The 15133-nt window shown below is 60.0% G+C and carries 13 protein-coding genes and 1 tRNA gene; 4 read left to right on the top strand and 10 right to left on the bottom strand.

Annotated features, from left to right (window positions below; genetic code table 11):
- Nucleotide 1 precedes the first annotated feature (1 nt).
- From FBX99_RS22250 to FBX99_RS22225, 6 genes are all read right to left on the bottom strand, one after another.
- A complete protein-coding gene (locus tag FBX99_RS22250) occupies nucleotides 2-253 on the bottom strand; it encodes a hypothetical protein (RefSeq protein WP_143491884.1) in 252 nt (83 codons plus the stop codon).
- Nucleotides 250-606 carry a hypothetical protein gene (locus FBX99_RS22245; RefSeq protein WP_145132915.1) on the bottom strand — a complete coding sequence of 119 codons (357 nt, stop codon included), beginning with the start codon at nucleotides 604-606 and terminating at the stop codon, nucleotides 250-252. The genes FBX99_RS22250 and FBX99_RS22245 overlap by 4 nt, the downstream gene beginning before the upstream one ends.
- Before the next feature lie 16 nt (nucleotides 607-622).
- Entirely contained in the window at nucleotides 623-979 is a 357-nt protein-coding gene (locus tag FBX99_RS22240) for a hypothetical protein (RefSeq protein WP_145132913.1), read from the bottom strand.
- A complete protein-coding gene (locus FBX99_RS22235) occupies nucleotides 976-1155 on the bottom strand; it encodes a hypothetical protein (RefSeq protein ID WP_145132911.1) in 180 nt (59 codons plus the stop codon). The genes FBX99_RS22240 and FBX99_RS22235 overlap by 4 nt, the downstream gene beginning before the upstream one ends.
- A 432-nt stretch (nucleotides 1156-1587) precedes the next feature.
- A complete protein-coding gene (locus FBX99_RS22230; RefSeq protein ID WP_145132909.1) occupies nucleotides 1588-4236 on the bottom strand; it encodes a toprim domain-containing protein in 2649 nt (882 codons plus the stop codon).
- A 12-nt stretch (nucleotides 4237-4248) separates the two neighbouring features.
- A complete protein-coding gene (locus tag FBX99_RS22225; RefSeq protein WP_145132907.1) occupies nucleotides 4249-4485 on the bottom strand; it encodes a hypothetical protein in 237 nt (78 codons plus the stop codon).
- A gap of 89 nt (nucleotides 4486-4574) precedes the next feature.
- Between FBX99_RS22225 and FBX99_RS22220 the strand changes: the two genes are divergently transcribed.
- From FBX99_RS22220 to FBX99_RS22205, 4 genes are read left to right on the top strand one after another with little or no spacing between them, the layout of a single operon-like run.
- Entirely contained in the window at nucleotides 4575-4823 is a 249-nt protein-coding gene (locus FBX99_RS22220; protein WP_145132905.1) for a helix-turn-helix transcriptional regulator, read from the top strand.
- Nucleotides 4820-5059 (top strand): helix-turn-helix transcriptional regulator, encoded by a 240-nt coding sequence (locus FBX99_RS22215; RefSeq protein WP_145132903.1) that lies wholly within the window; start codon nucleotides 4820-4822, stop codon nucleotides 5057-5059. Before FBX99_RS22220 ends, FBX99_RS22215 begins: the two co-directional genes overlap by 4 nt.
- Before the next feature lie 4 nt (nucleotides 5060-5063).
- A complete protein-coding gene (locus FBX99_RS22210) occupies nucleotides 5064-6095 on the top strand; it encodes a tyrosine-type recombinase/integrase (protein WP_145132901.1) in 1032 nt (343 codons plus the stop codon).
- A gap of 23 nt (nucleotides 6096-6118) precedes the next feature.
- Nucleotides 6119-7081, top strand: a complete 963-nt coding sequence (locus FBX99_RS22205) for an SH3 domain-containing protein (protein WP_145132899.1) — start codon at nucleotides 6119-6121, stop codon at nucleotides 7079-7081.
- Nucleotides 7082-7180: 99 nt separating this feature from the next.
- Here FBX99_RS22205 and FBX99_RS22200 read toward each other — a convergent pair.
- From FBX99_RS22200 to dnaG, 4 genes are all read right to left on the bottom strand, one after another.
- Nucleotides 7181-7257, bottom strand: a tRNA-Ile gene (locus tag FBX99_RS22200).
- 15 nt (nucleotides 7258-7272) lie between these two features.
- A complete protein-coding gene (locus FBX99_RS22195; protein ID WP_144931545.1) occupies nucleotides 7273-11016 on the bottom strand; it encodes a bifunctional diguanylate cyclase/phosphodiesterase in 3744 nt (1247 codons plus the stop codon).
- A 124-nt stretch (nucleotides 11017-11140) separates the two neighbouring features.
- Entirely contained in the window at nucleotides 11141-12988 is a 1848-nt protein-coding gene (gene rpoD, locus FBX99_RS22190; protein WP_047702299.1) for an RNA polymerase sigma factor RpoD, read from the bottom strand.
- Between the two features lie 67 nt (nucleotides 12989-13055).
- Nucleotides 13056-15026 carry a DNA primase gene (dnaG, locus tag FBX99_RS22185; RefSeq protein ID WP_144930607.1) on the bottom strand — a complete coding sequence of 657 codons (1971 nt, stop codon included), beginning with the start codon at nucleotides 15024-15026 and terminating at the stop codon, nucleotides 13056-13058.
- Nucleotides 15027-15133 lie beyond the last annotated feature (107 nt).

Below are 15133 nucleotides of genomic sequence, written 5' to 3'. Positions count from 1 at the left end.
TTCACGCCGCCGGCAGTGCCGTGGCGGTGAATATCGGGCGCATATCGCGCCGAACCTCGAAAATCCCCAGGTCTTTGCCGTCCACGTCCTGCAGGTGGATCAGCGTCACCAGCGACGGGGCTTCGCCCTGGCGCTCACGCCAGAACATGCCGGCGGCCAGCTCGGCCAGATCCTCGGCCCGGGCGTTCTCCAGATATACAGACGGCAGCCCCATCTCGGAGCTGATGCCGTTCGCGCAGAAGTAGACGATCACGCCCGCGCCCCCTTCGGTGCCCACATGGCCACCAGCTCGGCCCAGATGGCGAAGCCGTTCGGCACCCGTTCGTGAATCTCCACCTCGGGGCTGTAATCCATCATCAGCACCCGCAGGCAGTCCTCGAACAGGGCCAGGTCAAGGCCGCGCAGCTCGGTCAGGTCAAAGGGGTACTCCGGCCCGTTGTACAGGCCCAGCAGGAAGCGACCGATCACACGGCCCTGGCCGGTGGGGCGCACCGCCACGGTGATCAGGCGGTTAAGCGCCTGCAGGCCGACGGTGATCAGGGCCTGGCGTTGCGCCTTATAGGCCTGCTGCTTGGCGAGCTGGTCACGCAGGTTGAATTCATTCATGGGGTGAGGCTCCTTTTCAGTTGCTTGGGGCGGGTTTGAAAGTGGCCAGCAGGCCGACCAGCGTCTGGAACACCTCGGGGCCCAGGTCGGCGGCGGTCAGTTGGCCGACGTGCATGCCGACTTCGGCCTGCAGCCAGTCGGCGCGCTGTGGGTTGGCCATGCAGGCCATGGTCAGCAGCAGGGCGCGGCGCGGGGTGTCCAGGGCCTGCAGGCGCTTGAGCAACTGCGCCAGGCCGGTGCCGGCCACGTCCAGGCCGCGCTGGCCCAGCGGCAGCTCCACCAGTTCGGCAGCGCGCTGCCACCAGCGGGGAAAGTCCAGGGCTGCCTCGGCATCCAGCGGGCACCGCTGTGGGGCTTGGGTGATTGCGTTCATCGTTTGCGGTTCTCCTGTTTCAGTCGGTTCAGCCTGGCCCGCATGTCTTCGCGGTAGGCCTCGGTTCTCTTGGGCTTTTTCAGCCAGTCGCGGATCTCGTCGAACGTCCAGTTGCGGAGCATGTGGCGCGCCAGACACTCGCGGCGGTGCTCGTCGTCGGGGTTCAGTTCGGCCATGGCCACCCCCAAAAAAAGGAATGCGGCGGGAAGTCCCCCTGCATGTCTGGAATAAGTGGAAGGTCGGTAGTCGTGGTGCGCTGGAGCCCGCGTGGTTGCTGGCTCAGGTTTTTTTCACGGCCTTCCACCTGGGGTGGAAGGTGGTGGAAGGTCGCCGCAGCGCGGAAGCTCTGGACGCCTAGTGCTGCGTGGCTTTCAGCGGATTCAGCCGAAAAAGCAAAAAGTGGAAGGTCGGTGGAAGGTGGTGGAAGGAAAAACCTTCCAGCGCCTTCCAGTGGCATAAGAGTTGCTGAACAGCTGTAAGTGCTTGTATTCATTGGGTTACCTATAAACCTTCCAGATATTCCAGACAGATGAAGGGATTACACAGAAACAGAGCCTTACCGCTTGAAACCCACCCAGGCCCCGGTGAACCCCCACGAATTCCACTGCTCAGGCTTTCCTCTTAAACAGCCAGCAGTTGATGCTCCGGCGCTCGATCTTCGAGTGGGCCTTCCTACTTTCGATAAAGGGGTGTGTGCGGCTCTGGCGCAGGGCGCGCTGCAGCAGCACGTTGGGGATCACTTCCTGCCCGGCCTGTTTGCATACCTGCTGGAAGTGGTTGAGGTTGATGGCAATCACGTCTCGATCGGTGCTGTGGTTCAGCGTTTCGCGGATCTCTTCGCGGGTGCCGTCGGCGTCGGTGATCGTCACCACCTGTTCGTTCAGGTAGTGGTAGATCTGCCAGAACTGGGCGGCGGTCGGATGCTCGGCGCTGCAGCGCTGCTGACGCTCCAGGGCGCGGCTTTCCATGTGCCTGGCCAGTTCTTCCAGCTTGCGGTCAGTCCAGCCAGGGAACAGCGCCTGGGTGGCCTTGGCGGCGGCCATCACCTGGGCGTGGCACAACACAATGCGGCTGTGGGTAACGCCACCCAGCGCCTGAAAGCGTTGCTCATACGTCCGGAAGGCCTCGAAGTAGTGCTGCAGCCACTCCTTTTCACGGTTCAGCACCGCGCGCAGGTAGCCGGCCAGGTCTTCCACTTCCATGGCTTTCAGGCGGTCGGCCAGGGGTTTCAGATCCGCGCTGTGGTGTTCCAGGGTCATGTGCAGGTAGGTGATGCGGGTCAGGATGGCTTCGGATCCGTCCACGCTGGTGTTCTGCGAAATGCACACCGCACCCCGGAAAATCAGCGATTCGGTGTCGCTGTTGGCGCTCTTGACGCCCATCACCCGCAGCTTGGCCTTGTAGTCGAACAGGGGTTTGATTTCGTCCCAGTTGTACTGCACGGTCAGGATCCGCCCGTGGGCGTCGATGGTTTCCTTGTCGGACTCCAGCAGCACCACTGGCAGGTTGCTGACGCCGGCCAGCGCACGCAGCAGGCCGATGGCGCTCGCACCGCTGCCGCTTGGCTTAATGCCTTCCTCGTCTTTGCGGCCGACCAAGCGCCACAGGAAACGCAGCAGGGTGGACTTGCCGGATCCGGCCACGCCGGTCAGCTCCATGAAAGGCCAGCTGGCATGCTTGGCGCGGATCTGCTCGGCAAACAGGGTGCCCGTCCACCAGGCGAGCATGGCCAGGCCGTTCAGGGAGAACACCGCCAGGAAGTCGGCAAACCAGCTGGGGTCGAAGTCCTTGCCGCGCACCACCGGGTAGCTGCGGGTCGAGGTCTTCAAGCCGTCGGCCCCCACGTCCAGAAAACCGTGGTCGTTCACCAACACTTCGTTGCCCTTGTGGAAACCGAACCCGGGGTAGCAGTAGGCCCCGCTCACGTCGTCATAGCCGACAAAGGGCAGCGTGCGGACGGTGCGCACGTCCTTGAACCATTCACTTTTCAGCATGGTCAGCACGCGCTCGCCGCCTTCAAACATGCCGCCGGGGGTGCGCTCGAACATCGCCTTGGCGAAGCCGCGGGGGTCGGTAATGGCGCTGGGTGTTAGGGGTTCCTTGCAGGTCTGCCGGGCGTTGGGGAAGTTGAACTGGAAGAAGTAGCGCTGCTCGCTGGTGGTGGCGTCCTTCTCGATGTACTCAAACTTCGGCACACAGTTGGCCACCTGGGTGATGGTGGTGTGCTTGGCAAACTCTGGCTGGTGGCCTTCCACGTCGTCGCCGTCCAGATCCTTCTGCAGCTCGGTCAGGTTGACGCGGGCGGAAAACAAGCGGCTGCCGAACTCCACCAGAAAGAAGCCCCGGGGCTTTTTGGTGTACAGCAGGTAGGCCTTTTTCATCGCGCTGGTGGCACTGAACAGGCGGCCCTGATAGCAGGCTTCTTCCATGAATTCGTCGTTCAGCTGGCCGTCGCGGTACACGTCGTCCCAGTCGCGTTCACCGGCCAGGGCCACCCAGCCGATTTCCTTCATGCTGCGGATCATGGTCAGGTACTTGGGGATCACCGACCGACCGGCCTTGTCGTCGTCCAGGGCAATCACCCAGGTGACCAGCTTCCCCTTGTTGGCCTCGATCAGCGCCCACGGGAAGTTGTTGCAGCTGATGCTGGCAATCACCTTGTAGCCGGCCAGGTGCAGGGCGATTGCGTGGAAGATGCCTTCCACGATGTACACGCGGTCGCTCTTTTCGATGGTCTGGCCAGGCGGCGTCCAGCCGTTGCCCTTGTAGCTCATGCCGAACTTGATGCCGGCTTTGTCGCCGCCGTTATCGGCCACGGCCTTGGCGTCAATGATGCGTTCCCAGTACCCGTCGCACAGCGGAAAGCGCACGGTGTCGGCCAGGTAGTCGCCGGGCTTTACCCTGCGCTTGGCCTGCTCATACCAGCCCGCCAGCTTGCTGATATCAAAGCCACGGTTGCGCTGCAGGTAGGCGTCGGCGGTGGCATTGGGGTTCAGCTCGGTGCGCGGGAAACGCTCGCTCAGGTTCTCGAACAGGTAGCTGTAACGCTCGCGGGTTTTTTCCTCGAACTGGCATTCGTTCAGCCGGTTGCACTTGAGCTGGTAAGGCTGCTTGCGGGCGATGTACAGCGTGCGTTCACCACAGCCCGGGCAAACCCCTTTCTGCAGGTACTTGTCGCCAATGTCCTTGAAGTCCAGCTGGTGGTCGTGTTCGAGCGCGGCGACCACTTCCAGACGATAGATATCCTCGAATTGCATGTGCCGGCCCCCTTAGCGCGTGCCGGACTTGCGGCTGCCCTGCTCGGCGCGGACGCGCTCGGCCTGCTCTGCAGCTTCCATCGTCAGGTGAATCATGTTGACCAGAACCGCCTCGGCGGAGCTTTCGTCCTTCTGGCGAATCAGCAGCTTTCCTTGCTTGATTGCTTTGCGAATCCAGCTCTCTGACATTCCTGTGCGACGTGCTGCCTCTTTGATTGATGCATAAGGCGTGTCGATGGTGATGTGCATTTGATAAGCTCCAGTGTCTGTATATGCCTGAATGTGTGGCATATGCACATGCTCTATGTGCGTACGCACATTGTCAAGGGGAGAAGGGAATGGAGCTGGGCTTAAAACTCAAGGAAGTACGTCTGACTGAGCGCCTCACTCAGACTGAGATATGCGATATCACCGGGATCAAGCTCGAAACATGGAAGGGTTACGAGTACGGCCGCCGTGCATCTGTCAGCTCGATTGAGCTGCTGAAAGTCACCATGCACCCGCGCTTCAAGAAGTACGCGCTGTGGCTGGTCACCGATGAAGTGGCCCCGGAGTGCGGCCAGATCAGCCCGGTGATCGGGCAATGACGCTGGGCGAAAAGCTGCGCCAGATCCGCCGGGCCGAGCAGCTGACCCAATCCGATATGGCCAGCACCGTGGCCATCAGCCTGGATACCTACAAAAACTACGAACTGGCCCGCCGGCGCGATATCAGCGCCCTGGAACTGATCAAAGTCACCTCCCACCCACGGTTCAGCAAATACACCCTGTGGATGATGGCCGACCAGACCGCCCCGGAGGCCGGGCAGATCAGCCCGGTTTAGCACCTTGTCCATCGAAAAGCAGCCAGACGGGCGGTGGCTAGTTGACTGCAGGCCAGAAGGCAGAAGCGGGCCCCGGATCCGCCGGAAGTTCCGCACCAAAAACGAAGCCCAGGTGTTCTTCAATCGCACCATGGGTGATGGTGCAAAAGGTGAGTTCGAGAAAAAACCAAAGCTGGACGAGCGCCGCCTGTCTGAGCTGATCGAACGCTGGTACACCCTGCACGGGCAGAACCTCAAAACGGGCGAGCAACGTCTGGCCCTGCTGCTGGCCATGGCCAAGCGGATGGGCGACCCGAAGGTGTTCAAGTTCACCGCAAACCACTTTGCCACCTACCGCGCGGAGCGGGCCGAGGGTAAGCACACCAGGGCGAAGCCAGGGCGCGGGCTAAGCAAGGCGGACGAAAAGCCGAAGCCGATCAGCGCCAACATGCTGAACCACGAACTGGCCTACCTGCGTGCGGTGTTCAATGAGCTGGAGCGCTTGGGCGAATGGTCAGGGGAAAACCCGCTGGAGAAGGTGCGGGCGTTGAAGTTCGATGAAGCCGAAATGGCATACCTGTCGGGCGACCAGATAGACACGCTGCTGACGGCCCTGGCGGCCACTGAATCCGATGCTGGGCTGATCGCCCAGGTGTGCCTGGCCACGGGTGCCCGCTGGGGCGAAGCGGAAGCGCTGCAGCCGCGCCAGGTGCGCAGTGGGTTGATCCACTACAGCAAGACGAAAAGCAGCAAAAACAGATCCGTGCCGATCACCAAGGATCTGCAGGAAGCGCTGCAGGCGGCGCTGCCGTTTCGGCCTGGCTACAACTTTTTCCGCAAAGTGGTGGAACAGATCGGGCTGGATCTTCCAGACGGCCAGCTGACCCACGTCCTGCGCCACACCTTCGCCAGCCACTACATGATGAACGGCGGCGACATCCTGACCCTGCAGCGCGTCCTGGGCCACACCACCCTGGCGATGACGCAGAAGTACGCGCATTTCAGCCCGGGGCACCTGGCTGATGTGGTGAATCTCAACCCGCTGGCAAAGCGGTGAGTGCTTGTGAAAGAGAGGGAGCTATGAGCGAGTCTATTGATAAATCAGCATCTGAAACTGAGCAGAATGGGGGCGCGGAAGAAAAGGTGTCTTCGGTTACTGAGCAGCGAAGGACTATGTTTGAAAACGGAAAAATTCAGGCGGCATTCGTTGAAAGCTTGATTAGCCCCGAGCTGATTGAGGCTTTCCGCCAGATCCAGAACTCGGATGTGGTTAAGCAAATGCGGATGATTTCGGAGTCACCCGCCGTCAAGGCCATGCAGCGTGTGCGTGACTCGATCACTAGTTATCAGCGTGTCTTCCAGGAACTTCCTGAACTGTTTCTATCTCCTGAAACGCTAAGAGCAATTCGAGCTGTCAGGGGCATGGCTCAATCTATTGAGCGGATGCAGTCGCCGCTTGTTGAATACCTAGCATCCGTGCGCACTGGTGATCTTGGGCGTTTGCTGGAGGTTTCGGGGGATGTGCAGCTATCGGCTGTTGTGTCCGGTAATGCCAAGGTCATTACCAAGCAAGAGGTTGTGCTTGAGCGTGAAATCGTTGCGTGCCTGCAGCGTGGGGATTCCCCTGAAAGTCTTCCCCGGGAACAACGAAACTATCTCAATTGGGTGATTAGTCTTTTCATCGCCTGGCTGATTTACCTTGGCAACCAAGGTGCCGTTCGGCAGGAACTGTGTTTCTTTCAGCCTAAGATTCTGCCGGGGCTAACGGCTAATCAGGCGGGGAAGGCTGTTAGACAGTTTCTGTGTGAAGCGGATTTGCCTGCTGAAATGCTCCAAGGATTCCGTTTAGTAGATGGTGTCGGTGTTCGACTGCGTGAAGGCCCCAGCACCAAGTCTGCGGTTATCCCAATCACCCTGCCTGATAAGGCAGTGCTTGAAGTGTTGGATCTAAGTAATCGTGATTGGCTGCATGTTTCGGTGGTTGGCGAGGACGGTGTAGAAGGCTGGATCTCTAGGAAATACACCTATCGGTTGAACCGTTAGTATCGTGATGTGGACGAATTGTGGACGTTTACCGTCTGTGAAATGTCCATTTTGTGTTTTCCAGATAGACGAAAGCCGCGCATTGCGCGGCTTTGAAGGTGGTGGGCCCACACGGACTCGAACCGTGGACCAAAGGATTATGAGTCCTCTGCTCTAACCGACTGAGCTATAGGCCCTCAGTAGGCCGCGGATTATAGCGACGGTTTCTCGGCTGTGCTATCCGAAAAATCCGATACGGTCATACGCAGAAACGTCGCGGCGAATTCGTCGGCGCACAGGGGCAGGCTGACGATGTAGCCCTGGATCTGTTCGCAGCCTTCTTCGGCCAGGAATTGCTGTTGGGCCAGGGTTTCGACGCCCTCGGCGATGATGGTGAATTGCATGCTGCGGCCCAGGGCAATGATTGCCCGCACGATGGCCACATCATGGGGGTCGTCGGGGAGGCCGCGGACGAAGGACTGGTCGATCTTGAGGATGTCCAGCGGCAGGCGCTTGAGGTAGCTCAGGGAGGAGTAGCCCGTGCCGAAGTCGTCGATGGCCAGTTGCACGCCGAGCTTCTTGAGTTGATGCAGCACCGTCAGGGCTTCTTCGGCCTGGCTCATGATGAAGTTTTCGGTAATTTCCAGTTGCAATAGACCAGGCCTGAGATGGTTCTCTCGCAGGAGTTGTTCGATACGTACCAGCAAGTTTGGTTGGCGAAGTTGCGCCCCGGCCAGGTTGACCGACAGCGGACCGAAGCTTTCGTAGGCGTTGTTCCATTCGTGTAACTGCCGGCAGGCGTGTTCGAGGACCCAATCGCCGATCTGCAGGATCATGCCATTTTCTTCCGCCAGTGGAATGAAGTGTTCCGGTGGCACGTCGCCAAACGTCGGGTGGGTCCAGCGAATCAGGGCCTCGGCGCCTACCAGCCGGTTATCGGTGAGGCTGATTTTCGGTTGGAAAGACAGTGACAGCTCGTTACGTTCAATCGCTCTGCGCAGTTCGTATTCCATGGCCACGCGCTCGCTGGCCTGGGCGGTGAGGTCGCGGGTGTAGCTTTCCACCCGGTTGCGGCCCTTGGCCTTGGAGCGGTACATCGCCGCATCGGCGTTCTTGACCAGCGTGGCGACGTCGCAGCCATCCTGAGGGTAGAGGCTGGTGCCGATGCTGGCGCTGATGAAGAACTCGTGTTCGCCGGCCTGGAAGGGGGCGGCGAAACAGTTCAGCAGCTTCAGGGCGATGTGTTCGGCGTCGCTGGGCTGCTGCAGGCCAGGCAGCAGGATGATGAACTCGTCACCGCCCAGCCGCGCCACGGTGTCGATATCACGCAGCTGCTCCCGCAGACGCACGGCGATGCCCTTGAGCAGCAGGTCGCCGACCGGGTGTCCCAGGCTGTCGTTGATGTGCTTGAAGCGGTCCAGGTCCAGGAAAAGTACCGCACCTTGCCCACCGTTTTCCTGCTGGTTGTTGAGGGCCGTCAGCAAGCGGCTTTCGAACAGCGTGCGATTGGGCAGGCCGGTGAGTGGATCGTGGTGAGCCTGGTAGTCGAGCTTGGCCTGGGCGTGTTTGAGACTGGAGATATCGGCGAAGACGGCGACGAAATGGGTGATTTGCTGATCACGGTTGCGCACCGCGCTGATGGTCAGCCAACTGGGGTACAGCTCGCCGTTCTTGCGGCGATTGGAGATTTCCCCCTGCCAATGCCCCTCTGCCGTCAACTGGTGCCACATCGCGGCGTAGAATGCGCTGTCGTGCAAGCCGGAAGCCAGCAGGCGTGGCGTATGGCCCAAGGCTTCGGTTTCGCTATAGCCGGTGATTTCGCTAAAGGCGCGGTTCACGGCGCTGATGTGCTGTTGCGTATCGGTGATCAGCACGCCTTCGGCCGTGCTTTCGAACACGGTGGCGGCCTGTTGCAGTTTTTCCTGCATCAGATGGCGTTCGGTGATGTCCCGGGCGATGGTCAGCATGCAGTCTTCATTGCCGATGGGCAGCGGGCGACTGGAGACTTCGCAGAGCCGTATCTGCCCATCGTTGCGCCGGATGTGGCAGCTGAAGTCCCTGACATAACCGTCACGTTGCAGCAGGTCGAGCATCTGTTTGCGTTCGTTGAGATTGACCCAGATCCCCAGGTCCAGGGTGGAGCGGTCCACCGACAGGGCGCTGTTGAAACCGGTGATACGGCTGAAGCCTTCGTTGACTTCGATCAGCAGGCCGTCGCTTTGTCGGGACAGCAGCAAACCGTCGGGCGAAGCGTGGAAAGCCTTGGCGAACTTCTCTTCGGAGGTTTGCAATTGTTGTTGGGTTTCCTTGAGTTGACTAATGTCCCGCACCACCACGACCAGCGCGGGGGTCGTGTCGAGGTCGAAGGGTTCGGCGGAGATCAGCCCGGTGAATACCTGGCCGTTGCTGCGGCGAAAGGGCATTTCCAGGTTGCGGATACTCCCGGCCTGCAAGCGCTGCAGCAGGCTCGGGCCAACGCCCTGGATACCCCAGATGTTCAGCTCGGTCGCGGTCTGGCCCACCACCGCGTCGGCGCTCAGGCCGATCTGTTCTTCGAAGGCTTTGTTGACTTCCAGCAGGCATCCATCCAGCAGGCGCGCGATCACCAGGATGTCCGGGCACTGGCGGAATACCGAGGCGAATTTCTGTTCCGAGAGACGCAGCGCTTCCTCGGTGCGTTTGGCTTCACTGATGTCGATCATCAGCCCGCGCATCACCGGTTCGTGACCGTGTTCAATCAGGCTGACAATGTCGCGGACCCACAAGCAGCGGCCATCGGCGGTGATGACCCGGTAATCGATAGAATGGTCGCGTCCGGCGAGCACTTCATGATCGCAATAGGTCTGGGCGCGGATCAGGTCGGCCGGATGAATGATGTTGCGCCAGAAGCCCGGTATCAACCAATGGGCAAGGGGATAGCCGAGCAAATCTTCGGCATGGGGCGACACATAGGTGTAGGTGAAGTCGCTGACCTTGGCTTCCCAGGCAATCGCCGAGAGGCTTTCCACCAGTCCGCGATAGTGGTATTCGCTGCTGCGCAGTTCCTGTTCCAGGTCGACTCGACGGGCGATCTCCGAGCTTAGGCGGCGGTTGACACGAATCACTGCCACCAGAATACCCATCAAAAGCAGCATTCCAGGCAGCCCATAAATCAGCAGGTCGGACCAGAACTCTCGGTAGTCGCGTACATTGCCGACCCATTTCTCCTGGATTTCAGCGATCTCGGCCGGGTTCATGTCGGCGATGACTTTGTCCAGGATGCCGACCAGGATTTTGTTGTCGCGGGGAACGGCCATAGCCAATTGATAGCGATAGGGCGTCTCGCCGCTGACATAAAGGCCTTCGAGCTTGAGCTGGCGCAGGCTCCAGACGCTGGAGGCAAGGTCGCCTACCACAGCATCCACTTTATCGGTGACCAGGGCTTGCAGGGCTGAACTGACGTTGGGCAGCGCCACCAGGTTCAGGTCGGGATGATGATTGCGCAGTAGCTCATGGGGGGCATAGTTTTCCACCACGGCAATCTTCAACCCGTACAGGTCTTTGAGATTGTGAGGCTGGGCTGCGCCTTGATGAGCCAGGATGACGATGGGAAAGTCCAGGTAAGGGCGGGTAAATGCCAGGAAATTCTGCCGTTCGGGGGTGGACATAATGCCCGGCAGCAGATCGATCTTGCCTTGTGCGACGGACTCCAGCACAGCGGTCCAGCTGGCAGGCTCGACAGGTGTGAATGTGACGGCCAGCCGTTCACGGATGATTTCGACGTAATCGGCGGCCAGGCCTTGATAACGGCCTTGATCGTCGCGAAATTCGAACGGTGGCCATGAGGCATCGACGCCCAGGCGCAGGTCAGGGTGGTCCTTGAGCCAGCGGCGCTCTTCGTCAGTGAGCATCAACGCGCCAGCCGTTGCGGTCCAGGTCATCAATGACAGCAAGAGCAGGGCCGTCAGTCTGGGCATCACGGTCTCGTCATGGCATAGGGAGGATGTTTCGAGTGTAGACGGGCAATGGGGCGGGGGGTGTAGCGAAGGGGATTTTATCTGCACATGACAAAACCCCCGGCAGGGCCGGGGGTTCTGAAGGTCACTCGTCGAGGAAGGAGCGCAGATGCTCGCTTCGTGTCGGGTGGCGCAGTTTGCGCAACGCCTTGGCTTCGATCTGACGAATCCGCTCGCGCGTCACGTCAAACTGCTTACCGACTTCCTCGAGGGTGTGGTCGGTATTCATATCGATGCCGAAACGCATGCGCAGTACCTTGGCTTCACGGGCAGTGAGGCCGGAAAGTACTTCACGAGTCGCTTCCTTGAGGCTCTCGACGGTGGCGACATCGATCGGCGACTGCATGGTGGAGTCTTCGATGAAGTCACCCAGATGGGAGTCTTCATCATCACCGATCGGCGTTTCCATGGAGATCGGCTCCTTGGCGATCTTCAATACCTTGCGGATCTTGTCCTCAGGCATCTCCATGCGTTCGCCCAGCTCTTCCGGGGTCGGTTCGCGACCCATTTCCTGCAACATCTGCCGGGAAATACGGTTGAGCTTGTTGATGGTCTCGATCATGTGCACCGGAATACGGATGGTGCGGGCCTGGTCGGCGATCGAACGAGTGATCGCCTGGCGGATCCACCAGGTGGCATAGGTCGAGAACTTGTAGCCGCGACGGTATTCGAACTTGTCCACCGCTTTCATCAGGCCGATGTTGCCTTCCTGGATCAGATCGAGGAATTGCAGGCCGCGGTTGGTGTACTTCTTGGCGATGGAGATCACCAGACGCAGGTTCGCTTCGACCATCTCTTTCTTCGCGCGGCGGGCCTTGGCCTCACCGATCGACATGCGACGGTTGATGTCCTTGATCTCGGCGATGCTCAGGCCGGTTTCGGTCTCCAGCGCGCTCAGCTTCTGCTGGCAACGAACGATGTCCGGTTGCAGGCGGGCAATGGCCTCGGCGTATTTGGTCTTGCCTTTGGCCAGCGCATCGGTCCAGCTTTCGTCGACTTCGTTACCCGGGAACTGGCGCAGGAAGTCGGCACGTGGCATGCGGGCATCGCGAACGCACAGTTGCATGATCGCGCGCTCTTGCTGACGCAGGCGATCCAGGGCGCTGCGAACACGCTCGACCAGGCCTTCGAACTGCTTGGGCACCAGCTTGATCGGCATGAACAGCTCGGCCAGGGCCAACAGCTCGGCAATCGCCTGCTTGTTGTCGCGACCGTGCTTTTTCAGCGCCTTGCGGGTGATTTCCATCTGCTCGGCCACGGCGCCGAAACGCTGTGCGGCAACGATAGGATCAGGACCGCTTTCGGCTTCTTCCTCGTCCTCGCTGGCTTCGGCGTCGTCGTCATCGCTGTCGTCGTCGGCCTTCTCGGCCTTGGCGTCGATCGGCGGCGGTACTTCGGCGGCAGGCGGCGTGGTGCCGTCGTCCGGGTCGATGTAGCCACTCAGTACGTCGGACAGGCGGCCACCTTCGGTGGTGACGCGGGTGTATTCGGAGAGAATATGGTCGACCGTGCCAGGGAAGTGCGCAATTGCGCCCATTACCTCACGGATGCCTTCTTCAATACGCTTGGCGATTTCGATTTCGCCTTCACGCGTGAGAAGCTCTACCGTACCCATTTCACGCATGTACATGCGCACGGGGTCGGTAGTGCGACCAATGTCGGTCTCGACAGCCGCCAGCGCTGCGGCCGCTTCTTCAGCGGCCGCCTCGTCGGTATCGGCGTCGGCCAGCATAAGGGCATCCTTATCTGGCGCAACCTCGAATACGTTGATCCCCATGTCGTTGATCATGCGGATGATGTCTTCCACCTGTTCCGGATCTGAAATATCCTCCGGCAGGTGGTCGTTGACCTCCGCGTAAGTCAGGTAGCCCTGCTCACGACCCAATAGGATCAACTCTTTGATACGAGACTGCTGTTGCGCTTTTCCGGACATAACACCCTATCCACTGAAGGTCTTGGCGGGCAAAAAACAAGCCGAGGATTATACCTGAGCTGTGACCTCACGCGCCAGTTGAGGTCGGGTTTGATGTGGAGACACTGCGTTTTAATAGTTCACGCATTTCATTCGCTATCTGGCTGGCATCCTCCGCAGTCAGCCCCGGTTGCCTTGCTTTCTTGATGAGGTTTTCCAGGTTCTGTGCGTCTTGTCCCGCGGATAACCTAGTAATGGTGTCTAAAAATTGTTGTTCAAGATTGTCGTTTTCAATCAACCACTCTTTTTCTGCTAACGCCTTAAGCAGGCGCCCCTGATCGGTTCCATGCCAGCGAGCCATAAGCTGAATGGAGCTTAGCTTAGGATTTTTCTGCACTGCCTCGACCAGCGCCACCAGCAGCTGTGCATAGATATTGCTCTCGTTTGCGAAATGATCAGCGGTTTCGACCTTGCCAGCCATCTGCGGGTGATGAATTAGCGTGCGAAGAGCGATTAGGGTCGGTGCTTCGACGGCTATCGGCACGCGCGGGGCACGTGGTTGGTCGCGATCACCGCGCTTGCCGTTCTTGTCCCAGGGTTTCTTGTCCCATTTCTTGCCGCCGCTACCGGTTTTTTTCGGGGTCCATTCCTGCTGCGGCGCATAGTCCTGCTGAGGATGATGATAGTCGGCGAAATCCGGCATCGCGTCGTAGTCGATGCCCGGGTCGTATGTCGGCGGTGCCTCCGCCGGGGCGCTATGGGCCAGTTGGTTGACCGCATCGCTGTTGAGACCGGTGATTTCGGTCAGGCGCTGGCGCATCAGCGTGCGCAGGTTGGCGCCGGGTACCTTGTCGATCAGCGGTGCCGCGAGGGTGACCATGTGGGCTTTGCCCTCGAGGGAGCGCGGGTCGGCCTCTTCGGTCAACTGCTGGAAGAAATAATCGGCCAATGGTTGCGCGTGCTGATTGATCCGCGCGCGGAACGCATCGGTGCCTTCGGAGCGCACCAGGGTATCGGGGTCCTCACCTTCCGGCAGAAACAGAAAGCGTGCCCGCCGACCATCCTGCAAGCACGGTAGCGTGGCTTCCAGTGCGCGCCAGGCGGCATTGCGACCGGCCTGATCGCCGTCGAAGCAAAACAGCACGCTGGGCACGACGCGAAAAAGTCGCTTCATGTGCTCTTCGCTGGTGGCCGTGCCCAATGTCGCAACGGCATTGCGCAGACCTTGCTGAGCGAGGGCGATGACGTCCATATAACCTTCGACGACGATGATCTCGTCGAGGTTGCGGTTATTCTTGCGGGCCTCATACAAGCCGTACAGCTCTTGGCCCTTATGAAATACCGGGGTTTCCGGGGAGTTCAGATACTTGGGCTTGTCATCGCCTAGAACGCGGCCACCGAAGGCAATGATTCGCCCACGCGTATCGCGGATCGGGAACATCACCCGGTCGCGAAATCGGTCGTAGCGCTTGCCGGTCTCGGCGTTCTCTATCAGCAGGCCGGCGTCGATCATGGCGCGTTGCTGCAGCGTGTCGCTGCTCAAGTGCTTGTACAGATTGTCCCAGCCGGGCGGGGCGAAGCCGAGGCCAAAGTCCCGGGCGATTTCGCCGGTCAGGCCGCGACCCTTGAGGTAATCTACCGCGGCCTTGCGGGCCGGATGGCTTTTCAGGGCTTGACGGTAGAACTCCGCCGCCGCGGTCAGCAGTGGGTAGAGCGGCGAGTCGGTGGGTTGGCGCGGCTTGTGCGCTCGACCGCTTTCCTCGCGAGGAATTTCCATGCCGGCGGCTTTGGCCAGTTCTTCGACGGCCTGGGGGAAATCCAGGTTGTCGTGGTCCATGATGAAGCCGAGGGCATTACCGCCCGCGCCACAGCCAAAGCAGTAATAGAACTGCTTGTCGGGGCTGACGCTGAAGGACGGGGTTTTTTCCTTGTGGAACGGACAGCAGGCGGTGTAGTTCTTGCCGGCCTTTTTCATTTGCAGGCGAGAGCTGACCACATCGACGATGTCGGTGCGGTTCAAGAGGTCGTCAATAAAGCTCTGGGGAATCAGCCCGGCCATGGCGTTCTCATCATCACTGCGCGAAATAGGGGCCCGGAATCGGCAGGCGTAACCGGGGCCTGGTCTTGAGACACTGTAAACGGTGGCTCGACCGGGTTGTCTGCATC

The sequence above is a fragment of the Pseudomonas sp. SJZ074 genome, assembly GCF_007828215.1.
GTDB lineage: Bacteria > Pseudomonadota > Gammaproteobacteria > Pseudomonadales > Pseudomonadaceae > Aquipseudomonas.
This window is presented reverse-complemented; position numbering and strand designations above follow the sequence as displayed.

Bases quoted from the DNA above. Each gene is read 5' to 3' on its own strand.
- FBX99_RS22245 (WP_145132915.1), bottom strand. From the start codon at position 606: ATGAATGAATTCAACCTGCGTGACCAGCTCGCCAAGCAGCAGGCCTAT.
- FBX99_RS22240 (WP_145132913.1), bottom strand. From the start codon at position 979: ATGAACGCAATCACCCAAGCCCCACAGCGGTGCCCGCTGGATGCCGAG.
- FBX99_RS22235 (WP_145132911.1), bottom strand. From the start codon at position 1,155: ATGGCCGAACTGAACCCCGACGACGAGCACCGCCGCGAGTGTCTGGCG.
- FBX99_RS22230 (WP_145132909.1), bottom strand. From the start codon at position 4,236: ATGCAATTCGAGGATATCTATCGTCTGGAAGTGGTCGCCGCGCTCGAA.
- FBX99_RS22225 (WP_145132907.1), bottom strand. From the start codon at position 4,485: ATGCACATCACCATCGACACGCCTTATGCATCAATCAAAGAGGCAGCA.
- FBX99_RS22220 (WP_145132905.1), top strand. From the start codon at position 4,575: ATGGAGCTGGGCTTAAAACTCAAGGAAGTACGTCTGACTGAGCGCCTC.
- FBX99_RS22215 (WP_145132903.1), top strand. From the start codon at position 4,820: ATGACGCTGGGCGAAAAGCTGCGCCAGATCCGCCGGGCCGAGCAGCTG.
- FBX99_RS22205 (WP_145132899.1), top strand. From the start codon at position 6,119: ATGAGCGAGTCTATTGATAAATCAGCATCTGAAACTGAGCAGAATGGG.
- FBX99_RS22195 (WP_144931545.1), bottom strand. From the start codon at position 11,016: ATGCCCAGACTGACGGCCCTGCTCTTGCTGTCATTGATGACCTGGACC.
- rpoD (WP_047702299.1), bottom strand. From the start codon at position 12,988: ATGTCCGGAAAAGCGCAACAGCAGTCTCGTATCAAAGAGTTGATCCTA.
- dnaG (WP_144930607.1), bottom strand. From the start codon at position 15,026: ATGGCCGGGCTGATTCCCCAGAGCTTTATTGACGACCTCTTGAACCGC.